This window comes from Candidatus Bathyarchaeia archaeon, from assembly GCA_035935655.1.
In the GTDB taxonomy this organism is placed as follows: Archaea; Thermoproteota; Bathyarchaeia; order 40CM-2-53-6; family 40CM-2-53-6; genus 40CM-2-53-6.
Genome location: DASYWW010000018.1, coordinates 1 through 24098 on the forward strand (window position 1 = coordinate 1; position 24098 = coordinate 24098).

24 protein-coding genes, 1 tRNA gene and 3 pseudogenes are annotated in these 24098 nt (G+C 51.7%); 15 read left to right on the top strand and 13 right to left on the bottom strand.

The window, feature by feature from the left end; translation table 11 throughout:
• From VGS11_03905 to VGS11_03915, 3 genes are all read left to right on the top strand, one after another.
• A partial coding sequence (locus VGS11_03905) for a transposase (protein HEV2119243.1) occupies positions 1-298 on the top strand: 298 nt, incomplete at its 5' end.
• 71 nt (positions 299-369) lie between these two features.
• Positions 370-501, top strand: a tRNA-Pro gene (locus VGS11_03910).
• A gap of 120 nt (positions 502-621) precedes the next feature.
• Positions 622-1038, top strand: a complete 417-nt coding sequence (locus tag VGS11_03915; GenBank protein HEV2119244.1) for a VOC family protein — start codon at positions 622-624, stop codon at positions 1036-1038.
• Between the two features lie 301 nt (positions 1039-1339).
• On the opposite strand, the gene VGS11_03920 is transcribed toward VGS11_03915, so the two are convergent.
• From VGS11_03920 to VGS11_03935, 4 genes are all read right to left on the bottom strand, one after another.
• Positions 1340-1591: a hypothetical protein gene (locus tag VGS11_03920; GenBank protein HEV2119245.1), complete on the bottom strand. Its 252-nt coding sequence runs from the start codon at positions 1589-1591 to the stop codon at positions 1340-1342.
• A gap of 68 nt (positions 1592-1659) precedes the next feature.
• Positions 1660-3105, bottom strand: a complete 1446-nt coding sequence (locus tag VGS11_03925) for a hypothetical protein (GenBank protein ID HEV2119246.1) — start codon at positions 3103-3105, stop codon at positions 1660-1662.
• 102 nt (positions 3106-3207) lie between these two features.
• On the bottom strand, positions 3208-3408 hold the full coding sequence (locus VGS11_03930; GenBank protein HEV2119247.1) for a DUF3096 domain-containing protein: 201 nt from the start codon (positions 3406-3408) through the stop codon (positions 3208-3210).
• Between the two features lie 131 nt (positions 3409-3539).
• The gene (locus VGS11_03935) at positions 3540-4022 is read right to left on the bottom strand and encodes a hypothetical protein (protein HEV2119248.1); all 483 of its coding nucleotides are present in this window, start codon (positions 4020-4022) and stop codon (positions 3540-3542) included.
• 147 nt (positions 4023-4169) lie between these two features.
• Here VGS11_03935 and VGS11_03940 point away from each other — a divergent pair, with 147 nt between their 5' ends.
• The 3 genes from VGS11_03940 (at position 4170) to VGS11_03950 (ending at position 5362) form a co-directional block, all read left to right on the top strand.
• Positions 4170-4628, top strand: a complete 459-nt coding sequence (locus VGS11_03940) for a GNAT family N-acetyltransferase (protein ID HEV2119249.1) — start codon at positions 4170-4172, stop codon at positions 4626-4628.
• A gap of 43 nt (positions 4629-4671) precedes the next feature.
• Positions 4672-4968, top strand: coding sequence for a hypothetical protein (locus tag VGS11_03945; protein ID HEV2119250.1), 297 nt, complete (start codon positions 4672-4674; stop codon positions 4966-4968).
• Positions 4969-5029: 61 nt separating this feature from the next.
• Positions 5030-5362, top strand: a complete 333-nt coding sequence (locus VGS11_03950; GenBank protein HEV2119251.1) for a hypothetical protein — start codon at positions 5030-5032, stop codon at positions 5360-5362.
• 78 nt (positions 5363-5440) lie between these two features.
• Here the strand turns inward: VGS11_03950 and VGS11_03955 are convergent, their stop codons facing one another.
• Positions 5441-5917 carry a hypothetical protein gene (locus VGS11_03955; protein ID HEV2119252.1) on the bottom strand — a complete coding sequence of 159 codons (477 nt, stop codon included), beginning with the start codon at positions 5915-5917 and terminating at the stop codon, positions 5441-5443.
• A gap of 52 nt (positions 5918-5969) precedes the next feature.
• Here VGS11_03955 and VGS11_03960 point away from each other — a divergent pair, with 52 nt between their 5' ends.
• Both VGS11_03960 and VGS11_03965 read left to right on the top strand, forming a co-directional pair.
• Positions 5970-7055 carry a N,N-dimethylformamidase beta subunit family domain-containing protein gene (locus tag VGS11_03960; GenBank protein ID HEV2119253.1) on the top strand — a complete coding sequence of 362 codons (1086 nt, stop codon included), beginning with the start codon at positions 5970-5972 and terminating at the stop codon, positions 7053-7055.
• A gap of 93 nt (positions 7056-7148) precedes the next feature.
• Positions 7149-8180 carry a hypothetical protein gene (locus tag VGS11_03965; protein ID HEV2119254.1) on the top strand — a complete coding sequence of 344 codons (1032 nt, stop codon included), beginning with the start codon at positions 7149-7151 and terminating at the stop codon, positions 8178-8180.
• 392 nt (positions 8181-8572) lie between these two features.
• Here VGS11_03965 and VGS11_03970 read toward each other — a convergent pair whose 3' ends face one another.
• The 6 genes from VGS11_03970 to VGS11_03995 form a co-directional block, all read right to left on the bottom strand.
• On the bottom strand, positions 8573-9616 hold the full coding sequence (locus VGS11_03970) for a Gfo/Idh/MocA family oxidoreductase (GenBank protein ID HEV2119255.1): 1044 nt from the start codon (positions 9614-9616) through the stop codon (positions 8573-8575).
• 345 nt (positions 9617-9961) lie between these two features.
• Positions 9962-11308 (bottom strand): PKD domain-containing protein, encoded by a 1347-nt coding sequence (locus VGS11_03975; GenBank protein ID HEV2119256.1) that lies wholly within the window; start codon positions 11306-11308, stop codon positions 9962-9964.
• 444 nt (positions 11309-11752) lie between these two features.
• On the bottom strand, positions 11753-12004 hold the full coding sequence (locus VGS11_03980) for a hypothetical protein (protein HEV2119257.1): 252 nt from the start codon (positions 12002-12004) through the stop codon (positions 11753-11755).
• 2 nt (positions 12005-12006) lie between these two features.
• Positions 12007-12261, bottom strand: a complete 255-nt coding sequence (locus VGS11_03985) for a hypothetical protein (protein ID HEV2119258.1) — start codon at positions 12259-12261, stop codon at positions 12007-12009.
• A 149-nt stretch (positions 12262-12410) separates the two neighbouring features.
• Complete coding sequence (locus VGS11_03990; protein HEV2119259.1) at positions 12411-12617, bottom strand: hypothetical protein; 207 nt, start codon at positions 12615-12617, stop codon at positions 12411-12413.
• Between the two features lie 728 nt (positions 12618-13345).
• On the bottom strand, positions 13346-14005 hold the full coding sequence (locus tag VGS11_03995) for a hypothetical protein (GenBank protein ID HEV2119260.1): 660 nt from the start codon (positions 14003-14005) through the stop codon (positions 13346-13348).
• 263 nt (positions 14006-14268) lie between these two features.
• On the opposite strand from VGS11_03995, the gene VGS11_04000 reads away from it, so the two are divergent.
• Complete coding sequence (locus tag VGS11_04000) at positions 14269-14961, top strand: hypothetical protein (protein HEV2119261.1); 693 nt, start codon at positions 14269-14271, stop codon at positions 14959-14961.
• 523 nt (positions 14962-15484) lie between these two features.
• Here the strand turns inward: VGS11_04000 and VGS11_04005 are convergent.
• Positions 15485-16114 (bottom strand): TIGR00725 family protein, encoded by a 630-nt coding sequence (locus VGS11_04005; GenBank protein HEV2119262.1) that lies wholly within the window; start codon positions 16112-16114, stop codon positions 15485-15487.
• 66 nt (positions 16115-16180) lie between these two features.
• Here VGS11_04005 and VGS11_04010 point away from each other — a divergent pair, with 66 nt between their 5' ends.
• The 5 genes and pseudogenes from VGS11_04010 (at position 16181) to VGS11_04030 (ending at position 22833) form a co-directional block, all read left to right on the top strand.
• Positions 16181-19633 (top strand): V-type ATP synthase subunit A, encoded by a 3453-nt coding sequence (locus tag VGS11_04010; GenBank protein ID HEV2119263.1) that lies wholly within the window; start codon positions 16181-16183, stop codon positions 19631-19633.
• Between the two features lie 3 nt (positions 19634-19636).
• Positions 19637-20485: pseudogene (locus VGS11_04015) on the top strand (V-type ATP synthase subunit B).
• Positions 20486-20563: 78 nt separating this feature from the next.
• Positions 20564-21598: pseudogene (locus VGS11_04020) on the top strand (hypothetical protein).
• Positions 21599-21610: 12 nt separating this feature from the next.
• Positions 21611-22165: pseudogene (locus tag VGS11_04025) on the top strand (V-type ATP synthase subunit B).
• Positions 22165-22833: a V-type ATP synthase subunit D gene (locus VGS11_04030; protein HEV2119264.1), complete on the top strand. Its 669-nt coding sequence runs from the start codon at positions 22165-22167 to the stop codon at positions 22831-22833. Before VGS11_04025 ends, VGS11_04030 begins: the two are co-directional and overlap by 1 nt.
• Positions 22834-22868: 35 nt before the next feature.
• Here VGS11_04030 and VGS11_04035 read toward each other — a convergent pair whose 3' ends face one another.
• On the bottom strand, positions 22869-23201 hold the full coding sequence (locus tag VGS11_04035) for a hypothetical protein (GenBank protein ID HEV2119265.1): 333 nt from the start codon (positions 23199-23201) through the stop codon (positions 22869-22871).
• Positions 23202-23405: 204 nt separating this feature from the next.
• Between VGS11_04035 and VGS11_04040 the strand changes: the two genes are divergently transcribed.
• Positions 23406-24011: a hypothetical protein gene (locus VGS11_04040; protein HEV2119266.1), complete on the top strand. Its 606-nt coding sequence runs from the start codon at positions 23406-23408 to the stop codon at positions 24009-24011.
• The last annotated feature ends 87 nt before the right edge of the window (positions 24012-24098 follow it).

Below are 24098 nucleotides of genomic sequence, written 5' to 3' on the forward strand. Positions count from 1 at the left end.
AGGAGTGAAGGTAATCTACGTTCCTGCTAGAGACACGTCAAAACGGTGCTCAATATGCGGGTACAAGACCCTAGAGAACACCAGACGAAGACTATGGTGTCCACACTGTGGAGCCACGCTAGACAGGGACGAGAACGCGGCCAGGAACATAGCCGCGGGAGGGCTGAGGTTCAGCCCCAACGGGCCTCCAGGTGAAGCAATGGTAGAGGAACAGGAACCGGAGAACACGACCCTAATCCTCAAAGTCGATGGAGGCAAGCAAAGTCAATCATTCGACGAAGACTTGGCAGAACCTTAGAAACAAAAGAGTCGAAGATGGATTTTTCCGAAGGTAAGAGCTAAAGCGACATCGCACTTTGGAAGCGCCGAGGGGCTGTCGGATAGCCAGGTCTAGAGGACAAGATTTCCTCGATGCGTCCGGACAATCCGCGTGGCTTGGGAGCGATGCTGTCGCGCCAGGAACCCACGAAATCGCAGGTTCAAATCCTGCCAGCCCCACCACTACCTCCTTTCTTCATAGTCCGCAGCAAGCATGGGTGACTTACAAAGGCCTCGGATACTCTGGCTCTTTGTCGATCGATTCAGATACGCTTATGAGCTGTCCTGCGAATTTCATCTTCAATGCCGAGCAAAGCGGTAACTGACAAGATCAAGAATCAGGCCGTGCCAGCATTAGCGGTCCATGATGCTGAGCACGCGCTAGCCTTCTACGCAAAGGCATTCGGTGCAAAGGAGGTTTCTGAGCGGATGCCGTGGGAGGGAAGGATTGGTCACGCGGAGTTTGAGATCGAAGGCGCGCGCGTAATGCTGGCCGATGAGTTCCCGACTTACAACAAGAGTCCTAAGACTCTTGGCGGAACACCTGTCATCATTCATGTCAACGTGAAGGATGTTGATTCGTTTTTCAAACGGGCAGTTGCGGCCGGGGTGACGGTACTTCAGCCCATCAAAAGTGAGCCATATGGAAGAATCTGCAAGCTAGAAGACCCGTTCGGGCACCAGTGGTTCTTCAACACTGCACCTGCCCTGCGCAAATGAAAATGACTGCAACCGTGATGATAGTTACTTGCCTAGGTAGTACGCACCGATCAGAGCTATCACAAGCAATACGCCAAGCGCCATATAGCCGAAGTATCTAGCGAACATTTCTTGTGCAGAAGCGGTTGACCTGTCGCTTCCCAGTGGAGAAGTGGTATGCGGCTATTTGGGCATAGCGTCTACAGATGGACCCAATTGTATGAGTTTGTAATATTCAGTGTCCACTCACGCGACGTGTGGACTCGGCGGACTTTGTTGCTGCAAAAAGAGCTGGTAAGGATACGAGAACTGTCGAGTGAAGCTAGGCCGTTATGGAACCCTTTTTCTCCGGTACTGGAATGAGTAGGATCAGTAGTGTACTGCCGCCAACAATTCCAGTGAAGTAAATGTAAAAGCACGGTTTGGCCAATACTTGCCAGTCGATACTTGGTCCAGTTGAAACGCCGCTAGAGTCGCAACCGTATGGAGTCTGGTACGTAACAGCGCCGTATGTGATGGATGCAACTATTGCGATGGCGAGAATAATCAGGATCGTTCTTCGACGAGTTGGCATTCTCGTCATGCGCATCATGCGCAGTAGAGTCTGTCCGATGTTTTATCAATTTACTAAGGATCGGGTCCTCAGCGGACTACTGTCCATGTGAACTGATTGGCTCGCGCTGTGGCGAAGATAATCGAATAACTGTATCCCGACATGAACGTGAAAGGATTGCCGGTAAGCGTGCAGCCTGGGCAGCTCGACCCGATGTTGACGGTTACTACGGCGACGGCGTTCGGGGCTATGGTCGGCCCAGCAAAGGTCGCGAGCGAGTAGGTGTCGCCTGACGCATCTCTCACGTAATAGCTTACAAGCTGAACCGAAACTGTTCCAGTATTCCGAATGTACATGATGACGCTTGTGCTACCCGGAAAGGAGAATGAATCCAGATTAAGAGATTCCTGAGCTGAGATCGAAAAACTGTAAGCGAACTGGTTCCCATAGCTCGTAACTACTGTTATCGTGTAGCTGTTGCCAGGGGTGAAAGTGAAAGGTGCCCCAGATAACACGCACCCACTACAGCTCGACCCAATCGTGACGTTTGCGGTTCCAAGTCCGTTCGGATTGATAACGGGACCGTTCCAGTTTGAGCGGGTGTACTTGTCGCCACTAGCATCTGTGACGAAGTATGAAACGAGGGTGGTTGTCACAGTGCCCGTGTTCCGAAGGTTAAGGATCGCATTGGTAGGAGAGCTCACGCTGAAGAATTCCAGATTCAGCGATTCATGAACGCTCACAGGATTGACTAGGAGAGAGACTTGAAGACTATGGCCTAAGGAGCCGCTGGTTCCTGTGATTATGATCGCGTAGCTCGCGGCTGTCGAGTTAAACCCGTTGACGAAGAAGTTGGTTGCATTGGTGCCTCCTGCTGGAAGACGGAGGCTGGTAAGATTCAGGGAAACCGCGGGAGTGTTGACCCCGGAGGGGAAGATGACTATGCTCAGTGCAACGTTTCCTGAATAGCTGAGAATGCTCGAAACTGTCAGAGTTGCGCTGGTGGATGCTCCCTGGGTAATCGAAAGAGATGCCGAATTCGATGAGAGGCTAAAGTCTGGAGTCGGAGGGGGCGGCGGGGAGCTTACTTTTGCCAAAAACGTTATCGAGTGTGTGAGAGTGTTCGTCTTTCCCTGGACGGTGACGTTGTGGTATCCGATAATGGTGGAGCTTGTTGTTGCAATGGTGACCGAGAAAGATGCTGAGTCGTCTGGTTTGAGTTTGACCGAGGACTGGCTCGTTGTTACAACTGGAGCATTCGAACTAGCCGTTATCGTCGCGGTTATGCTTACGTCTCCACTGAAATGATTCAGACTCGTGATTGTTATCGAGGCGGTTCCCGTGGAGCCTTGCGGGACAATGACCGAGTTAGAGCTGGATGAAAGTGAGAAGTCGCCTTTGGGACCGAGACCCAAGAAGGAACCGAGCACCGAACCGCTCAATGGTGTTAGTCCGAAGCCGACTGCGAGCGATCCAGCTCCAGCTAATCCTGCGAGGAGAAGAGATACTAGCTTGAGGTGGCTGCGAGCGGTCATGATTAGCTAGCTAGTTTGTTTTGTTTTCTATATGTAAGATGTTACCTATGTTAAGATTCAACAGTCGCCGGCCATAGGCTCTCTACCCATTGTGCTTGAGGCTCACTTGGTCGAATCAGAAGTCTTTGAGGCGTTGTTCACCTTTACTGCTTCAGAGATTCCCCAAACGATCAAACCTATCGCGATCAGGTAGTTCAATAGCCAAGGAATCATTAGAAGCAAGATGCCGATAAGAATGGCCAGCAACGAGGTCCCTAGCCGCGGGATCTGCAAGGCCTTCTCGATGTCAGAGACGATACCCATTGCCCTTCCTATCGAAGGACCTTGAACAATAGTCCATAAGAGTTGTGGAGTCTGTTCGTCCAGACCACAAGGGCTCACGGTCTCGTGAGAATAGCCTCACAAGTCTTTCAGACCGCAAAAAGATCGAGAAGCTATGAAGACGGGGGAATGATGCGTTGTCCGAACGGAATTATTCCACCAGCGATGGCCAGACTCGTCACGAGCACGAGCATGAAGATTCCGACGAGCAGGACGAATTGTATTCTCTGCGCCATGCCAACTCTTAGTGCGGGCCAATAAGCCAGTCCCGTGAAGCCTATCGCGACGAGCAGCAATCCACCAAAGACGGTTTGCTGCGCCGCAACGTAGACGGGTCCGTAGCCTGATGATCTGATCTGATCGATAAGGGACTGAGGAATGAAACACGCAGATGCTCTACAAGTTAGTATGCCTAGGTTGTTAGAACCGACGGACACCAGCGCAAGGCCTACAATGACCGTGATGATTCCTAGGAGTAGCGCCGCTCGGGCGATGAGGCTCTGCCGGGCAACGAGAAGATCGATTTCCCGACGCGAAGCCGCAAGCTCTTCAGGTGTTCTAGCTAGAGAAGCATTCTTGCCGTGTGCAACGTTCATGTGGAGCTGAAGAATTCTCTCCCCGTTTTCGCCGGCATTGTACCCACATTCAGGACAAACATTCTTCACGGAAACGCACCAACGTCCGCTTGCATCTAGCCTTTGCTCTCGGCTTATTTCCTTAGCGCCATTAGCTCGGGTCCAAGAATGGTAACCGTCGGGCAGGCAGAAATGTCAGATCGCGTGGAGATCGAGAGACTCATCGCGGAATACCACGCGTCGGAAGGGATAACCCCAATCAAAGAGAGAATCTCCTGGGCAGTCGACCATCAACTGAGCGGCGAGTCCCCAGGCCTACTCTTGGTTGCTCGGGAGAAGGATACAGTAGTTGGGGTGGCCTTGGTGGTTTACACGCCCTCGGCGGAGCTTGGACGGGTCATGACTGTAAACGATTTCTTCGTTAGACCCGACCACAGGCGAAGGGGAGTGGGAAGACTGCTAGCGAGACGTTTGGTAAGAGAGTGTCAAAGGATGAAGATAGATGAGATCGGGCTCGAAGTACTCCACGAGAACAAAACCGCAGCAACGTTCTGGAAATCCGTGGGCTTCCAACAGTCCGACCGCTTTCTCTTCAGAAAGAGATTGAGGATGGAAAGCAATTATTGACCCGCAAAACCTATTCGTTCCGTCTGTGACTTCCTGCTGATCGATGCGGAAGCGATTCGGGATTCTCGTACTGTCTCTTCTGATTGTTGGCTCGTCAGCTTTCACCTATTTTCCATTGACCCGACCGTCAAATCCGATTAGCGTTTCCTGGGAGAAGGCGGTTTCGATTCTGTACACCGGGCAGGTATTGCGTGTCTTCCAGTCTCACCATTTGGGCGTCTCATTGTGGTTGAAGAATGGAACAGGCGTGACGACAAACGAACCAGTCATCGACGCCATATTCCATGAAATCCAGAAATGCGGAGATCCATGCAAGAACATCGAGAAATGGACAGAGTAGAATGATTCGTGAACGTATTATCTTCAGTTAGTCGACTACTAGCGCTTGGAGGTGACGTGAAGTGGACGGCGAGCCACAGCCGGTAATCAGTTGGAAAAGCGTTATTGGGTTTGTCGGGTGGCTAACATTGATTGCGGGAGCATTCACTATCGTATTCGGCTGCAGCAGCTTGACGGGTAGCTCGTGCAGCCAACGTTTGATCATCAGATCCTTGGCTGCCACGGGTGCGGGAGCAGTTCTTCTATTAACTAGGTGGGTAATATGGGGAGACGAAAACGGGTCGAGAGGAAGAGCCTCACCTAAAGCTAGGCTCAAGCAACTTTTGAAGAAAGCCATTTTCTACGCAGTAGTCGCCATCTTCCTAGCAGTGTTCCTTGTTTTCGGATTTGTCTAGAATTGTGTGGCTATGTTCTTTGTCTCCGCAAGCGGGGCTCTGTAGTAGCGAAACCGCTCGTGTTAGACGGAAGCTTGATCAGGTTGTCTTTGTCTTGACCGTTCGGCGCAGAAGCGAGAGCGACACGATTGCAGTCACCACGGCGTAGAGCAGATGGAGCACAAAGGTTCCTACGGCGAAGGTGGCGTTGGTCAGATCCCCTGGGATCAGGATGCCTGTGACGGGAACGTAGACGACTATCCAGATTGCGACCCCTCCTAGTATGCCAACCCAGATGGCCTTCTTAGTCGTGGTCAAAATGAATCTCCTGATTGCTGCTGTCGCTCCGATGAACAGTGATCCCGCGATTATTCCTACCAGGAAGTGGAGTGTCCATCCTCCAAGAACGGAGTAATCGCCGAAACCTAGCTTCCGCGCAACTGTGGTGTAGAAGAGCTCCTGGTTCATCGAAATAGCGCCGATCTCCCCGGTAATGCCAAGGACTATTGATCCGATGAAACCGCCTATCGCGCCGATCCTCAGCCCTTTGGATACCGTGTAAGTGATTGGCTGCATGGATTCAAGCCCCCGATTGATTCATATTAAAAACTGAGAAGGGATCCCCTTGATGGGAGATTTGGGATCGGAAATCGATTCCTTTGCAAAGACTCGCAGACGCACAGTTAGACCCCAGGCTTACGGGAAGGTAATACACCCGAAAAAGCCCCGACTGTCACAGGTGGCGGCAGCGGCCTTCTGTATTTTCATGATTACCCTGCCTGCAACCGCCCCTGCCATCATAGGCAGTCCAGCAGGATCAGCTTCACGCGCCGACCATCTGAGAGTGAGGGTGGCTGTCGTAAAGCCAGTTTTCACAGCTACTGCCTACTCATCATTCTACGGATTCTATTCCAAATACGCCAATACCCCGAAGGGTCAACAGATCAGATCCGATCTTGAAAAACTGAATGCGACCATTGTCGATGGATGGGGTTGGAGCGATGGGCTGCGACAATTCATCAACTCCAGAGCAGCAAGTCGGAATGGCATGGTCTTGGGCAAGAGCCTGACGATATTGACAGACATCAGCGTGACCGAGGGACAACTGTTTGACGACAAAGGCGTGAACAGGTTCGATGTTGTCATCCTCGGCTTCACCGAGTACGTTACATCTCAGCAGTATTCTGGCTACAAACACTTCGTAGAGAACGGCGGCCGGCTCGTCTTTCTGGACGCAACCAACTTCCTAGCTGAGGTGAAATACCATTCACACTCCCATCACTTGTCTTTGGTCATGGGACATGGTTGGGGTTTCGACGGAAAGAAAGTCTGGCGCGACGTGTTCGAACGCTGGGGAGAACAGAACAAGAACTGGATCGCAAGCAACTATTGCTGCGGAACGTACAGTCGTTACGATGGCGCCATCACTAACGGAACCCACCCCATCAGTCTGGCACTGAAGGAACACTTCGGATCGAGAGTCTTCAAAACCTATGGCGGTCACGAAGAGAACCAGGTAACAAACATGACAGGTACTACGATTCTCGCGCGCTGGGTACAAGCCAGCCCAGGACAACATGACCTAGTAGCCGCATACCTTCACCGCTACCTCAATGGAACAGTCATTCATATCGGAGTCATGGGCAGTGACGTAATATCCTTTGATCAGTCCGTTCAGTTCTTTCTCATCCGATCAGTCCTTGAACCCAACTAGCCCTGATCCCCCGTTCAAACCGGGGACCGGAGTGCCCGGGCATCTATCGTCCTTAGTAGCACCTATTAGATTGGACCCGTTTCTATCTTCTTTGTGCTCACTGATTCTGAGGTCACGACCCTCAAGGACCCGGCAGTCAATTGGCTCCTAAACTCGGACGATCCCTCGGTCCGCTATCTCACTCTCACAGAGATTCTGGAGAGACCGTCCGACTCGAAGGAAGTTCTCGTGGCAAAGAAACTTATTCCTAACGGACCGATTGTCAAGACTCTTCTCTCGGGGCAGAGGTCTGATGGTGGTTTCGAGGTCCATCCATACCAGAAATGGACAGGCGCACACTGGCGTCTAGTCTCTCTTGTCGAACTAGGAATACCCTCGGGATTTCGGCCAGCGGTTAAGGCAACGGATCTTGTCTTGAAATGGTTGCTTGGTGAGGCTCATCTTCGCAATGTTCCCAAGATCAATGGACGATATCGGAGATGTGCCTCACAAGAGGGTAACGCGCTGGCAGGGTGTAGCCGGCTGGGCCTCGCGGAGGACCCGCGGGTTGCGAAGCTTGCCGAGTCGCTGGTCGAGTGGCAGTGGCCCGATGGAGGATGGAACTGCGACAGGAGACCCGAGGCCGACCACTCCTCAGTCAACGAGTCTCTATCAACTCTCTGGGGTCTTGTCGAGTATCAACGAGCAACAGGAGATCGAGATTACTTGAAACCGATTGCGAGAGCGTCAGAGTTCTTTCTTCAACACCATCTCTTCCGTTCGGACCATACAGGAGAGATCATTCATCCGAGTATGGTCGAGCTGCACTATCCGCTTTACTGGCACTGCGACATTCTACAGGAACTCACGATACTCTCAAGGGCAGGAAAACTAGATGACCCACGAACCAAGGAAGCGCTGGATATTGTAGAGAAGAAGAGTGGTCCCGACGGACTATGGCACGCGGATAAGTATTACTGGAACATGAGGCGGACACCATTGACTAAATCGAAAGCATTGGTGTCGAACGTCGAAGTGGTGGACTGGGGGCGAAAAGGTCCTAGCAGGATGATTACGCTAAACGCGGCACGAATCCTCAAAGCCGCAAGGCGAACCAAGATCGGAGTGACAAACGCTGAGCTCTAGGAGCGGCCTCTATCCCGAATTCAGAACCAGGGATTTGTGCAAGCCATTCTGGATTCTGATGGTCACCAGCAGGTATCTTCTACCTTCATGATCGAATCGGAAGGTTGCTCGGAATGCGCGTTTCTCCAATGCGTAGCGATGCGCAATCGGCTCATTCGCGATGACACAATCTTCACGTCAAGCTCTGTCTCTTCGATTATTAGTTCCCCTGGTTTTGTCTCCCTAACTGTTGTCGCAACAAGTCTTCCACAGGTCCTGCAGGTGTGAAGGTTCAGTCTGGTGAGTTTGTGGGAGTGCTCGTTACCTTCCGGAGATTCTTCTTTCACCTGCACCTGTTAGATCCCAGGTCTAGGTTCGCGGGCTCAACACATGGTTCTCGATAGACCGACTCTCTAGTAAGACGTAATTTTTCGAAACCCTATTTGAGCTGGTTCGCCTACAACTAGTTCCTCAGATGATGGAACTGGAACTTGCACTGTCCGTTCTTCAAGCAGAGATCTCCTCGATGCCTCCAAGAGCCTCACTACTCCTGCTCCGATGCTTCCATCCGACAAGTTTGAGTATGGTTTGGATGCGGTGTCGTTTTCAACACATCTGGCGAAGTGGATGATCTCTCCCTGCAGCGTGTTACTTGGAACGGTGGATATTGTCTCTGTCTTGTCTGACCTCTGAAGGACTAGTTTCTGATCCAGGCAGTCCAGTCGGGCGACTGCGTTGCTTCCTACCACGGTGACATCTCTGTGTTTCTCGGAGTCCAGCCAGCTGAGTTCAATGCTTGCGTTGACTCCGTCTATGTGTTCGGCTATGATGAAGGCAACCTCGTCGCCTGCTCCACCCCTGTAACCTCTACCTCTGCACGAGATCTTTGTGGGCCATGTTCCGAGAATATTGTTGCATATATCGAAGGGGTGTGGGCCTAAATCGGTTATTACGTCGCGGTCTCTTTGGGGTGGGAGGTAGCCTGTCCATTGTAGGCGGAGGTAGTAGATGTCCCCAAGCAGCCCGCTCTGGACAATACGTTTTAGCTCATTGAGCCCATTGTTGAACCTATGAACATGTCCGACGGCGAGGACTCTATGCTTCTCCTCCGCGAGTCTAACTAGCTCGTTGGCGTCCGTGGACCGTAGTGCTAGGGGTTTTTCGACGAGGACGTGCTTTTTCGATCTGAGAAACTCTGATGCGACTTCGAAGTGCGTGGTGTTTGGCGAGCAGATATGAACAGCCGAAATAGCGGGATCGGACAGTAATCCCTGATAGCTCAAACGATAGTCCAAGGGACCGAATTCTTTCCTGCATTGCTCAAGCATAGACGGTGAGTTGTCAACAACGGAGCAGAGATTAACCCGACGAGTAGTACGGGACACGTTCAAGATTTCCCGTATTACTTTCTTCCCCCAATAACCGGCACCTACCACCGATATGTTCAATGGCATCATGTCAATGACCAATTCTCGCTCTCTCGATATAACCGGCACGTCTATGGAAGAGCACAAGCTACCACAATGTACCACAAACCAGTTGTTCCATCCCCGAATTCCTATCGCTTGACAACGCTGCGTTCGATGCCACGATCAGTTGCTGAAGCTGAGTGGATTCGGAAATGGAGATCCCGACCGCTCTTTTGGCTGTTCCCCAGAGGATTGAATCGGAGAAATCTCAGAGACGCCTTGGCTTTTCCGCGGACCGAGCCTCGCTTCGAAAAGAGAAGCGTTTTGTAATGACGTTTCTTCCTAACGACTTGGAAGAAGAAAAAATAGGAAAATTAGGTAGGACAATCTGGCCTATGGGATTGGCGGTAGTACGATGCTGACGGTTACCGTCTTCGACATCGAAGCATTCTGACCTACGCCGTCCTTGACAATTATTGTTACCGTGTAGGTTCCTGGTAGAGTGTACGAGTGGCTAGTTGTAGGTCCACTGGCAGTGGAACCGTCGCCGAAGTCCCAGGCGTAGGTGTACGGCTGGATCCCGCCTGTTGCTGTGGCAGTGAACTGGACTGTCTGAAGGGGTCCCGGGTTCGCAGGTGTATACGTGAAGCTGACTGAGGGTGGGGTGTATGTGAAGAATTCTGTCATCGGAGTAGCTGTGGCATCGTTTGTGGACAGGCTGGGAAGGTTCCAGTTCGTCTCTACCGTGCGAGTGAACGAGTAGTGACTGTAAGGATTGGTTGTAACGAGGCTGTTCTTTGTTCCTCGACCAGCCCAGACAGCGTAGACGCAGTCCTCCGAGCTGTTGTTGAGGGGGCAATATCCGTTTCCTTCGTCAAAGACAACGAATAGAGCGGCTCTCTGTGTCGTGAATGTAGTGCTGTTAAGGATATTCGGGACAAGACTGCTGAGATATGCGTCTCCGAATGGAATGGAGGCGGAACATCCGTTTGTGTAGCCGTGCATGTTATCGCAGTTGTTCGGTGTAAGCCACATGAAGTTCGGAGCAGACCCTGAGTTGAGGTCGTTGAGCAGTGTGCAATCAGTCACCACGCAACCACTCGGATTCGCGAGTACTACTTTGGAACATCGAGTCGCGCTGGATGTGATATCGGTGAAAAACACGAAGGGGTTGTGCTCCGGAGTGTAAGGTTGGTTGTAGTTCGTGTCGCAGCCAGTTGCGACGGCTTGGTTTTCCATGTAACCTCTCCACGTTAGTCCTGCGGCCTCCAGGCTATCCACGAGGTTCACGTGAGCTGATGGCGTGCAGGGATAACCGACACAGCCATAGGTGTCCCCACCTAGCAGAGCAACGTAGTCAGCTTGGCTGAAATGTGAGACACCGGTGTAGTGGGATCCGATTCCATACGTGTTTGCCAGCCCAGCCACGTATGGGTCTCCGCTGGTGCTTAAGCAAGGGGGTGGATTCCGTGCACAAATGTCGATTAGACCATGGTCTTCCATGACTACGATCAGAATGTGGTCGAAATAAGTGCCAGCCCCAGTTGGCGTAGATGCCGCAGTGGTTGACGTTCGGCTTATAGTTGGAGGACTTCTGTGAGCTCTGTCTTGAATCGATGAGTCCCCGACTGCGCTCGTATGATTTCCAAACTGTGACGCAACAACGACCCCTGTGAGAGCAAGAGCTATCAATGTGAAGGTTAGAGTCCGAGCCTTCTTGTTCGCGAGTACTGTTCTCATTCCTTTTTTCTCCTATTCATACCAGTTTCTCAACAGAGATATTTGAACGGTCAGTCCACAGAGTCTTAGAACTAACCACAATAGAACACTTTAGCCCACCCTTGGTAAGCGCGATAGATCGTGACAGCAACAGATTGATTCATCAATCCCCATTCTTACTCTGCCAGACCAGATACTCTTGGCGTATGCCAATTGCAGGCAAGTTGCGAGCGCGCCAACCTTGGATTACTTTCCCAAATAATAGGCACCGACAAGAATTATTACAAAGAAAACAGTGAGTGTCGCATAACCGACATACTTTGCAAAAGCTTTCCCGAAGGCGCGCTCCATTTGTCTCCTCAACTCAGAAGTGGCCCATCTGATTGGAACGTCTACACATGGACAGAAATTGAGGGATTCTGTAACATGCCTTTAGCGAGTCAACCTACAGGCCTTGCTCCCAGATCAAGGTCTGAGCCGGTTCACAGGTGCTTGCAGCATTGCATCACGCTGGCCAGGATATATGGACTGGTGCATCAAGTGGGGTGCGATTTCCCTTGACGGCATCGACGGTCGGTCCAACTCGAGATTCTCTCTTACCCATTCAGGTACAATGACCGCTCGAAGGAGTTGCTGCACTGTGACGTCCCTTCTCTTGGCTTCAGACTCGAGTATCTTGAACGTGCCATCTCCCACCGATAGTATGAATTTGGCCAACGTTATTCTCCGGACGTTTCTCCAGCGATATTGGCGCTTGCCTCTTTCACCTTAGATTCAGGGTTGAATTGTCGAGGGGTTCTGCCGTCAACCGTGACGATGATGTGGTAGTCTATGCCTACGCCTCGAAGCGACTGGACGAAACCGTCGAACTCGTCCAGTATCTCGTCCTCTCCTCGGGCCCATGTCTGTCCCTTCAGTTTCATGTAAGCCGTCCACCTGTAGTTCTCTTGGATTCTGTCTCTCAACTCGCTCATCGATCATCCCGCCATTGTGTCAGTCGGCTCAATGTCGATTGAGCAAGCGCAGCAGTGTTCGAGACACAGTCTGCAATTATCACATGTTAGGTTTGTGGGTTCCAGGCACGACGAGCAAAGATTCGCATCCAAGTCCTGATCGAGCACCATCATGAACCGTTCCTCTTGTCTACTCTTCCTTCGACTTTGAAGTACACATCGCGATCATTCATCCAATTTCCACGGACTTGGTCGTCACCGATGTCAGCATACACTCCGTCGAGCCAGACTCTTACCTCCAATGTCTTTGAAGAATCTATGAGGTCGACAAGTAGATCTTTTAGTCGGCCATCGGTCTCTGTTTCTCGACTTTCCAAGAAGGGAAATCCTCCCCTTTTTTCGTTGTTAGATAGCATCGCATCCATCGTCTATCTATCGCTACATTTCGTAATTTTTCCATTTAACCACGACGTTTACAAAGTAACCTATCCTAACACACTGTGGACACCTCGTTATTATCGTCGAAATCCCAGATCACACTTGCGATGTCGAAGAAGGATCGTATCTGAACACGTTTCGAATTGAGATAACAAGTAAACAGGTCTTCGCGGGAAGCGGTAAAACATTTGTCAGAAGTTTAGGTTATGGCCTTTGCATAAGTTCATGGTCACCATAGAAGATGGAAGGTTCAATGAGCTTGAACGGGTAGCGAGAAGGCGGAACATATCCATTCAGGAGCTCTTTCGAGCGGTCGTCATTCCCGACTGGATTGAGCGCAACGCGGTTAAAGAATCTCCGCAGCATCGCGGGAATCAGTTAAGCTACGCCAAATAAGACCGACCATACTAATGCAAATTTCAGAAACGATAATCGAACTGAAAGGATCATAGCTGACAACGGTACGACCTGGCGATGTTTCCGCCTTCAAAACCGTTTTGACTATTCCGCGGGTTTCTCAAGTTTGCGAACCTTGTGATCCTGCGATTTGGCCGCACTATCCTCCGGATCATCGGCTGAAAGAGTCTTTGCACTCTCATCGGAATGCATCCGAATCCACCCCTGCGTCTTACGCAGGTCCTTCTTCGACTCTATCGCCGAGCTCCGCTTATCCCCTGTAGCCTCTTCCATTCTTAAACCCCGGAAAGCTGGGAATCAACGGAGAATCTCGTTGTCCACCGCCTACGTTCACCGCCGGACGAGTAATGGTCGCAACTACTTGACCGTCGGTCTCGCGGGTCTCGACTTTGGCCCCCATGGGTTTGAAGAGGGACCCGAGCAGTTCCGTGTAGAACGCTGAAACCCTAGGGCCTCGATCGTGTTTCAACACCACGGTATCAGTTTCTCCATCGAGGGTGTACTGGAGTCTGAAAGCGTTTCCGTAGCTACCTATCATCTCTAGGGCTTTCAATGCATTCTCTGGGTTGAACTTCTTGAACCAGAACAGGACCATCTCGGGGATAGTGTTGGTCCCCGCCTCTCTGCCGAGTTCCCTTGCCTCCTGATCAGTAAGGATGCTGAAGACTTTCTCCACCAACGATGTGGGAACCTGGATGAAGCCGAACTTCCCGGCCTTGTCATCCCACTCTACAAGTTTCCTGAGTGCCCTGTTGGCTAGAAGGTTGAAAGAGAACTGTTCTCTTTCAGCCATCTCGACGATACCTGCTTCCACGTCCTCATCTAGTCTAAGGGTCCTGGTGACGCTTCGTGAGCTTGAAACCGGTGCTTGTTTGAGCTCGAGCGTGGTCCGCGAAGTTGCTAAGGTCACTTTTTGCTCCTCTTAGCACCAGTAAGCCATTGCAAGCACTTAAGGGGTACGTCTCTCTCCGCTTGCAACTGGCAATCCTATTGACTGTATGCAATGCAAGGTTTTGCGTTATGTGTGCAATTAGACCGTTTGCAATCTATTGCCAGCATAAGAAGTCTATCCTTCACATGCGGTCGCAAACACACTCTCTGTGATAGAGTAGGGCCAAGCTTATCTAAATGCCTGTACATGATTGCAGTTGCTATAGAATGTGATAGTCTGTAATGACATCGATTGAAACCGCTCTAAAAACTGAAACCCGACGATCTCCCGACACAGTCACGAGAACGTTCCGTATAGACCGCGACGTCGACAAGAAAATGGAAGGACTCTCCTCAGAAGGAAGAGTCAGCATGAACCAGATGGCCAACAAGGCTCTTAGACGGTACGTAGAGTGGGAGGTAAACGCCGAAAAATTCGGAACAGTCACAACCTCAATCAGTACCATTAAGAAATTCTTCGACTATCTGACCATCGAACAGGCAAAGGAGATGGGAAGCTGGTGGGGCGAGAACCAGGCACCTGGAATCATAACCTTCTGGTTCAAAAAATTCGACTTCGACAGTGTTCTGAAAGCGCTAGAATTCCTCGGCGCCCAATACGGCCGAGCCTTCACCTCAGACTACGCATTCGACGGAAGGAGCCACACACTTATCGTCAAACACGATATGGGATTGAAGGCCAGCATCTTCTATGCTGAAGCTGTCAAGGCTGCATTCTCACACTTAGGATTAGGAACCGACATTTTCGTGACAGACGACCAAGTCATAGCAATAAGCCCACCCGATCCCTCTCATCCCCTGAACAGGTCCTACGAGGGAGCCGCCGACCTGAAATACCCAACAAGCGCAACAAGCCGGCCAGTTCCAAAGCTTCGCAAAGGACAAAGGGCGGACCACGAAAGCCGCGATACGTAGGAAAATAGACCCCAACAAAGACCCGGAACATCCTTCAATCTCAGTTCAAGCCCCGGACATCGACTCTTTCGGCCAGAGCAACTAGGAGATCATAAACCCGATCATCGATAAGCTTCACTATGCCCTGCATTAGCACTGCGGCATCCTCGAGAACTCGTGATGCTCTCACCAGCAGGAAACCAGACGAACAGTGAACGAGAAAGGTGTATTCTAAGGAGGCGAAGAGCGAATAAAAGGTTCAATATATCTGGGTTTTACCTTTAGTCCACAAAGCCCGGGACACTTGACGAATGGATCTAAAGATAGTTCTGGGGTATTTTCAATTCTACTGAACATGCCCTCTATCTTATGCTTTCGAATGAGCTCAGTAAGGTCTGTCCCGTCATTAGGGCACTCCCATTTCTGACTCGTGATCTGTACTTCCGCTGACATGCGTCTCCTACTATCTTTCCAAGGATTTTTTGATTAGTCGTAGTGAGCAGCGAATGTAATCCCAAACACGGTCCTCAATCCCGAGGACCTGTTAGAGCATTTTTGCGACGCTTTGGAAGTACCGTATTCCTCTTTTGCCGTTGAGGGCATGGTCTAGTGCTTGGTCGACGGCGTCTTTGGGTGTTGGGGCGGCCATGACTTTCACCGTTTTTCGATCGTCTAGGTAGCTGTCGGCGATCTTGTCCGCTGTTCCCCCTGTCCCTTTCAACGCCACTATCGGTTTTCCTTTCCCGTAGGCGACTAGTGCTTCCACATAGGTTCCAGCTCCTCCGCCTACCACAATAGCGGAGTCAGCAGAGTATGCTGTCACGTAGTTCCGTGAGAATCCCATTCCTGTTGGTACGATTATATCGCAATAGGGGTTCGCGTAGCTCATGTCTTCTTGTGGAAGGATCCCGACCACCATTCCACCCTTCTCCTTCGCGCCACGACAAGCAGCTTCCATGACTCCACCAAGACCGCCCGTGACAAGAACTGCTCCTCTAGAGGCAATCTCAGCTCCAACCTCTTTTGCAGCCGCGTAAGTGCTCTCAGGACAATGATCACCATCAGATCCAATCACCAAAATCTGTATGAGACGTTTGAAGCTGGACAGTGGGGTTCTCGATGCTACTCCTCTAAACAATTCATCATCACTCTTTGAAAGGAAGGGATGCGACAACAAGCGTCCAACCTCGCAGTTGGTTATGAGGTTGGCGTAACCGTTGGTGTAACGAGGAAGGTTTTAATGACAACCGGCCAGAAACTCGACCCTCCATCACTTACAAGGTCACATTTCATGCCTGACTTCAAGCCTGGAAAGGTCGCACGGGTCGCAGGCCCCGTCATCGTCGCCGAAGGAATGCTCGGCGCCCAAATGTACGAAGTCGTCCGTGTCGGCGACCAAGGGCTCATCGGCGAGATTATCAAGATAGACGGCGAAAACGCGACAGTCCAAGTCTACGAGGAAACCGCCGGCCTCCGACCTGGCGAAAAAGTCGAGAGAACTGGCAAACCACTTTCAGTAGAACTCGGCCCCGGAATCTTGGGCCAGATCTACGACGGCATTCAACGGCCCCTAACAGTTCTCTTCGAAAAGACCGGACCCTTCATCAAGAGAGGACTAGCCCCCGCCGCCATCGATCGATCCAAGAAATGGCATTTCGTTCCCACCGCAGATAGGGGAGTGGAAGTTTCCGGCGGTGATGTTCTCGGGACAGTCAAAGAGACCACTCTGATTACGCAACGGATAATGGTCCCTCCCAACCAGTCCGGAAAAATCACTTCAATCGTTCCTGAGGGCGACTACACTATCACCGAGCCTATCGGTGAGATGGAAACCAAGACCGGACCCATCTCATTGTTCATGATGCACACCTGGCCCGTACGAATCGCCAGGCCCTTCAAACGCAAACTCCCAAGCGAAATCCCACTCATCACCGGCCAACGAATCATCGACTTCTTCTTCCCCGTCGCAAAAGGAGGAACAGCCGCCGTCCCCGGACCCTTCGGAAGCGGCAAGTGCCTCGACGGAGAAACTCCTGTTCTGCTTGCGGATGGCAGGATAAGAAGAATTCGAGAACTTGTACATGATAAGGGAAACTCCCGGGCCATCGATGACAATGGAGATGAGACTCTCTATTCCTACTCTAACCCTCCCAGAGTTGTATCGCTCTCCAATCCCGAGTTCACAAACGCCGAGGCCTCAATGGGCTACAAAGGATCTAGCAATGAGCTTCTCGAAATTGAGACCCGAAGTGGGCGTAGGGTCAGAGTCACTCCCGTTCACAAGCTTCAGCAGCTGCGCCGCGACGGCACAATAGAGGAAACGTCTGCCAAACTGCTCCAACCCGGTGCGTACCTTCTAACACCGAGAAAGATCGCGCTCAATCTAGACCTGAAATCCATCGACCCCTACAAACTCCTACCCGACGACATCAGAGTCGACGATCCCAAAGCCATCGAAACGATGATCGCAACAATAGAGAGCCTGAAGGTGGACATTACTCTCAAGGTCCTTGCGAGGAACCTAGTTGTGAGCTACAAGAGTCTCCTGAACTATTGGAGTAGGAAAGCGAGGCCTACACTCGGCTTTCTGAGGCGCCTCGCGCAGGTCACAGGCAAGAGGATTCCTGTTGCGTCGGTCAGAGCTCAACGACAGGGCTGGAGCATAATACTCCCGAAGGAAATGACGCTTGAACTGGCAGAGTTTCTCGGGCTAATCCTCTCCGATGGCATGCTCCGGGGACGCGGAAGCGTTATCCTGTTCAATAACGACGAGCGGGTACTCCGCAGATTCTCTCAGCTCGCAAACAGACTGTTCGGTTTGACACCTCATCGCGGGACACACAGTGGAGGACTGTTGGAGAGAATCGACAGCAGAGCACTGGTCCATCTTCTTGTTGGCGTCGGTTTTCCCAAGAAGAGGAAATCTCGCACGCTGAAAGTTCCAGACCTTGTCTCAATGTCCCCGGACAAAGTGATCGGGGGATTCTTCGCAGGCTACGTCGCTGGCGACGGATCATTCAGCAACCGCACTCTAGAGATCACAACTGCAAGCGAAGAGATGGCGTTAGGACTCTCCTATCTGCTGGCACGGTTGGGAGTCCTCCATAGAACCAGGCACAGAGAGATTGGCGGACACATTTACCATCGCATGGCAATTGAAGGGCGCCGGGCGATCTCGGAATTTTACGAATTTCTGCCGAAACAACTCCCGTATCCTTACATCAAGAAGGTAGATCGTTTTCTGAAACTTGAGAAGCGAGTGCACAGCGCTGTAGACGTTGTTCCCATCGATTCATCGGTCCTCTCTGAAGCCGCGGCCCTTGGTAAGACCTCGAGAAAGAGCTTGCGAAAATCCGGTTTCAACATGTACAATTACACAACACATGGAGAGAAACCGGGCATTACGGTTATCAGACGTCTCATATCCGCAATCAAAGACAAGTCCCCCCCGGGCTCGAACGACAATACAGCGCTGAAGAAGTTGGAGAAACTCTCCGAGCTGTCCAACTTCTCTTTCTTCGACGAGATCTCCAACATTCGACAAATCACGACCACTTCTGAAGTCTACGATATCACGGTCCCAGGTTACGAGAATTTCATCGCTGGATGGGGACCCATGGTCTGTCACAATACGGTGCTTCAGCAGGCATTGGCAAAATTCGCAGACGCCCAGGTCATTGTCTACGTCGGCTGTGGAGAACGAGGGAACGAGATGGCTGAAGTTCTCGAAACATTTCCAACCCTCCTTGACCCGCGCACACAACAGCCCCTGATGAACCGGACGACTCTAGTCGCGAACACCTCCAACATGCCAATCGCTGCCAGAGAAGCAAGCGTCTACACCGGCATCACAATCGCCGAGTATTTCCGAGATATGGGCTACGACACGGCGCTAATGGCGGATTCCACGAGCAGATGGGCAGAAGCTCTCAGAGAAATCTCAGGACGTCTAGAAGAGATGCCGGGCGAAGAAGGATACCCAGCCTACCTCGCATCACGCCTTGCGGATTTCTACGAGCGATCCGGACGACTGGAAGTCTTGGGCTCGGAATCCAAAGTAGGCTCCATTAGCGTCATCGGAGCGGTCTCCCCTCCAGGGGGCGACTTTTCCGAACCGATCACTCAGAACACTCTTCGTATCGTCAAGGTCTTCTGGGCCCTCGACTCCGAACTTGCCAAGCGACGCCACTTCCCCGCCATAAACTGGCTGACAAGCTACTCTCTCTACCTCGACACCCTCGAAACATGGTATCCGAAAGAAGTCGGACCCGAATGGGTCGACCTCAGAAAAGTAGCCATGTATCTTCTCCAGCGCGACGAGGAGCTACGTGAGATAGTCATGCTTGTCGGTCCCGACGCCCTCTCCGAGGGGCAACGGGTCATTCTGGAAGCTGCCAAGATGATCAAGGAGGACTTCCTCATGCAGCAATCCTACAACCCCGCCGACAGCTACTGCGACAAGACCAAAACCTACAACATGATTCGGTTGATCTTACACTACTACAACTTGATGCAGAAGGCAGTCGACGAAAACATACCGCTCCAGAAAGTTCTCGAGCTGCCAGTCAAGAACGACATCAGTCGGATGAGACTCACCCCGGCAGACAAATTCACCGACTACGCACAATCCCTGAACGAGCGTCTCGATCAGGAATTCAAGATGCTGACAACACCCGCTGTCAAGGCGAAATAACACATGGTCTCACTCACCGGCCTCGAATACAAAACCGTCCGAGAAATATCAGGACCCCTAATCTTCGTCGAATCAGTCCGAGGGGTAGGATACGGCGAGCTAGCGAAGATCAGGACCCCGAGTGGCGAGGAGAGAAGGGGCCAAGTCCTAGAAATCGGCGGTGGAGTCGCGGTTGTTCAGGTCTTCGAGGGAACCAGCGGACTCGACATAGCATCAACCAGCATCCGGTTCACAGGGGAAACAGTCAAGCTTCCAGTCTCCCAGGACATGCTCGGGCGAATCTTCGATGGAAGCGGCCGACCAACTGACGGCGGCCCGAGAATTATCCCTGATGATTATCTTGATGTAAACGGCAGTCCCATCAACCCCTTCGCCCGCGAATACCCCCGCGAGTTCATCCAAACAGGCGTGTCGGCCATCGACGGAATGAACACTCTCGTCCGGGGCCAGAAACTCCCGCTATTCTCCGCGTCCGGACTGCCCCACAACCAGATTGCAGCTCAGATCGCGCGGCAAGCCAAGGTCCGCGGAACCGATGAGCCATTCACCACAGTCTTTGCAGCCATGGGCATCACCGCCGACGAAGCCCGCTTCTTCAGAGACGACTTCGAGAAACAAGGAGCCTTCGACCATGTAACAATGTTCGTTAACCTCGCAGACGACCCCGCCATAGAACGAATTCTAACCCCAAGACTCGCCCTGACAGCAGCCGAATACTTCGCAGTCAAACTCGGAACCCATGTTCTCGTCATACTCACCGACATGACAAACTATGCAGAAGCTCTTCGAGAAATCTCTGCAGCGCGAGAAGAGGTCCCCGGACGCCGAGGATACCCCGGCTACATGTACAGCGTCGATGGCAGCCGTAGAGTTGTTCTTCGAGACCCTGAGGGATCAGTCAGAATCGTTTCTCTCAGTGAATTCTTTCAGATGATTGAAGGTCCCATCGAAAACGATGGGGTCGTAGAAAGAAAGAACATAGATGGTTGGTACGCGCTCTCCACGACGAACGACGGTAAGAGCGGGTTCCACCCGATCAGACATATCGTTCGGCATCCCTACAAGGGTCAGCTTACCCGCATCAAGACACAACTCGGAGAAACAATCGTAACCCCTAACCACAGCGTCTTCAGTGCAAACGACGGGCAACTATCAGCCGTGGAAGCCGGACAGCTTGGAGTTGGCGACTCAATCGCACATGTTTCCAAAATCCCGGAAGACTGGGTTTCTAAGGAAACCGTAGAGATTCCAAGCGTTAAGAAACGGTTCCATCGACAGATCGCCCTGACTCCTGAACTTGCTAGATACCTCGGCTACTATGTTTCCGAAGGGCACTCCTCTCGATGGTACAATCGCAAGCACAGCACTTGGCAACACCAGGTTCTCATTAGCAACAATTCTACCGATTTCATCAATGATGCAGCTGAATGCTACACGAGCGTCTTTGGAAGAGCCCCCCCTACGATTCACATGGGTGATAAGAGGTCCGGAACGTGGAGGGTTGGAACTCAACGCAAACACGTGTACGACTTTCTCAACGCCTCTCTAGGATGCGGTCACCGAGCTTCCCACAAACGAATACCCAGCGCCATACTATCCGCACCTAGGCCAATCCGAGGTGCGTTCTTCAAAGCATACTATGACGGAGACGGATTTTCGCAGAACGAACGATATAAGACAAAACAATACTGCATGACCACTATTAGCCCTGGACTCCGTGACGATCTCGTCTTCTTGTGTCGTACGCTCTACCCCGACCGGTCACCCTCACTCACACCTGCAGGAGTTGGAGGAAAAGCCCACCAAGTCTACCTCTCTACTTACGTAAGAAGCCAAACGGCCTCGTTAAACGACACTGACTGCGTGAAAATCAAAGCAATAGAGCAGGTTGAATCCACAGAGGAATGGGTTTACGACATCGACGTGGAAGGATCCGACAACTTTGTAGACGCCTGCGGTCTCCTCCTCCTCCACAACACGGATCTTTCTACGATCTATGAACGGGCGGGAAGACTGCATGGGAGTAAGGGGTCAATCACCCAGATGCCGATTCTCACCATGCCCGGAGACGATGTTACCCATCCAATCCCGGATCTCACTGGCTACATCACTGAAGGCCAGATCTACATCGATCGAGGACTACACCGGAAAGGAATCTATCCACCAATCGACCCCGCACCATCCCTGTCACGATTGATGAAGGAGGGAATCGGCAGGGGCCGCACAAGAGAAGATCATCGGGAAGTCTCAGACCAACTTTACTACGCTTATGCGGAGGGACGAAGCTTCCGTGACCTAGTCGCCGTCATCGGTGAGGAAGCGCTCTCTGCTCGAGACAAGCTCTACCTCGGGTTCGCGGAGAATTTCGAGAGGAAGTTCATCAACCAAGGACTCTACGAAAACCGAGACATCGACGCAACCCTTGATCTCGGTTGGAACCTGCTCAGCGTTCTCCCTGAAAGCGAGCTGAAACGTATCGACCCTGCTACGATCAAGAAGTATCATCCGAAATATCGCGGGAAGACAGCATAGTGTCAGAGACTGTCGCGGGTGCTCGTCCAACCCGGATGGAGCTCATCGCCCTCCGGCGACGACGACGCATAGCTCAGCGAGGCGGAGACTTGTTGCGGGAGAAACTTGATGCATTGATGATCGAGTTTTTCCAGTTCGCGCGGGAGATTACAGCCCTCCGTCAGAAGACGCAGGATTTATTGTTCCAAGCTTACGAGAAGTTCACAGAGGCTCAGATGCTCATGGGCTTCACAAGGGTGGAAGAGACATCGCTAACAAGCCAGGACCGGTTTGATGTCGACGCGTCGACTCGAAACGTCATCGGTGTCTCTATACCCCACGTATCTGTGAAACTGAAGGCACTAGAAGGATTTCCTTATTCAATGATTGGAAGCAGTGCCAAGCTCGACGAGGCCGTCGCACTAATGACTGAGGCAGTCAAGAACGTGGTTGAACTCTCAGCGGCGGAAGCCGCCATTCGCAGATTAGCCGAAGCCATCTCCGCCACCAAAAGACGAGTCAGCAGCCTGGAAAATATCGTCATCCCACGAATCGAGAATACAATTCACTACATAGAATTGAGTCTCCAAGAGAGAGCGAGAGAGGATTTCTTCCGGCTGAAACGGATCAAGACACGTCTGGAAGAGGAAGAAGAGGAAACTGTGAAGATCCCACAGATCTCAGGCTAGATCCATCTTCGTGTTGAGACCTTTCTGACCTAAGCCTATTGGGGTCTTAGTAAGAAACTGAGAAAGCCCAGCGACCCAAACATTGCAAATAAGGAGGCGACGAATACAAAGAAGGCAAGCACTCCCCTACGTTCAATGTCCACACGAGCAGATAGGACAACTAGACCGCCCAAGATTACGAATACCGCGTCCATAATGCTCAGTAACTCGATAAGGGAAAGTGGAAAAGGTGAGCTGTGGTCCACAGGCAGCAGACTCAAGGTAGGGACGACGGTAGCGAGACTGGAAAGTAGCAATGCTCCGATGATGACCCCAAATATTGAGGAGACCTTCAACGGCGTGTCGATTCCGGATTTCGCAAATTGCAAGGGTCTCTAGCTCCTGAGACTATCTCTCATTGCTTCATTGTTTCCTCAAGCAGACTTAATTTCTTATCGAAACCCATCGACAAAGAATACTGACAAGCTCGAGATCCAAAGAAGAGGAAACGCTTGAGGGCATGCCTGTCTTCGGCGCTGCGTGGTTCTCGGGTAACAACATCTCTAACTTTCTGATTCCTTACTCCTGAACTTATGCCATCGGAGTTGAGAACGAAAGAGTTCCTTGAGTTCCAGCAGACGCTGAGAGATCTAGAAATCCAGCTTCACCAGCTCCTTAGAGAAGCGACAGTAAATGGTCCCTCGGATAGAGCTAGGGATCTGACAGACAAGGTCTACCATCTAGCTGAACAGGCCAACCAAATTCGGGTCCCTGAGACCAAGAACCAGTCCACCACCAACAAGTCAGTGCTGGAGAAGCTCCCCGAACAGTTCGGTGAAGACTTTGGCAAATTCAAGGGATTGGTAGTTTTCGTCGAACGGGTGCGAAAGCAGCACTACAATGCTACAGGCCACAATTTCGGAAGAACTTATGGGGCATTTGGCTCGGATGAGATTTCGCCGGGACACCATCACGGCAAGTCATTCATTAGTACCCTGGAAATCCGTTGCGACTCCTGCGGCAACGAATCCCCGCAATCTGAAAGAAGAGACTACCCAATTCACGTTCTTCTCCGCGACCACGGCCAATGGGAAGTTTGCACTGGCCAATCCGATTGTGAATGCCAAAGCTACGAGGGCAAAGGCGTCCGAATCGGCGTAAGCCTAACTCCCGAAAGAACAGGGAAAGCGAAAGGCTAAGCTCCCTCCCTGGCGCGCTGTTTCAAAGCGCGAGATCACCCATGCTGTATCGATTCGAGCTCTCGCAAGAAATGCAAAGGTAAGTGA

Coding starts and splice junctions, on each gene's coding strand:
- VGS11_03915 (HEV2119244.1), top strand. CDS start 622: ATGCCGAGCAAAGCGGTAACTGACAAGATCAAGAATCAGGCCGTGCCA.
- VGS11_03920 (HEV2119245.1), bottom strand. CDS start 1,591: ATGCCAACTCGTCGAAGAACGATCCTGATTATTCTCGCCATCGCAATA.
- VGS11_03925 (HEV2119246.1), bottom strand. CDS start 3,105: ATGACCGCTCGCAGCCACCTCAAGCTAGTATCTCTTCTCCTCGCAGGA.
- VGS11_03930 (HEV2119247.1), bottom strand. CDS start 3,408: ATGGGTATCGTCTCTGACATCGAGAAGGCCTTGCAGATCCCGCGGCTA.
- VGS11_03935 (HEV2119248.1), bottom strand. CDS start 4,022: ATGAACGTTGCACACGGCAAGAATGCTTCTCTAGCTAGAACACCTGAA.
- VGS11_03940 (HEV2119249.1), top strand. CDS start 4,170: ATGGTAACCGTCGGGCAGGCAGAAATGTCAGATCGCGTGGAGATCGAG.
- VGS11_03945 (HEV2119250.1), top strand. CDS start 4,672: ATGCGGAAGCGATTCGGGATTCTCGTACTGTCTCTTCTGATTGTTGGC.
- VGS11_03955 (HEV2119252.1), bottom strand. CDS start 5,917: ATGCAGCCAATCACTTACACGGTATCCAAAGGGCTGAGGATCGGCGCG.
- VGS11_03960 (HEV2119253.1), top strand. CDS start 5,970: ATGGGAGATTTGGGATCGGAAATCGATTCCTTTGCAAAGACTCGCAGA.
- VGS11_03970 (HEV2119255.1), bottom strand. CDS start 9,616: ATGATGCCATTGAACATATCGGTGGTAGGTGCCGGTTATTGGGGGAAG.
- VGS11_03975 (HEV2119256.1), bottom strand. CDS start 11,308: ATGAGAACAGTACTCGCGAACAAGAAGGCTCGGACTCTAACCTTCACA.
- VGS11_03985 (HEV2119258.1), bottom strand. CDS start 12,261: ATGAGCGAGTTGAGAGACAGAATCCAAGAGAACTACAGGTGGACGGCT.
- VGS11_04000 (HEV2119261.1), top strand. CDS start 14,269: ATGACATCGATTGAAACCGCTCTAAAAACTGAAACCCGACGATCTCCC.
- VGS11_04010 (HEV2119263.1), top strand. CDS start 16,181: ATGACAACCGGCCAGAAACTCGACCCTCCATCACTTACAAGGTCACAT.
- VGS11_04040 (HEV2119266.1), top strand. CDS start 23,406: ATGCCATCGGAGTTGAGAACGAAAGAGTTCCTTGAGTTCCAGCAGACG.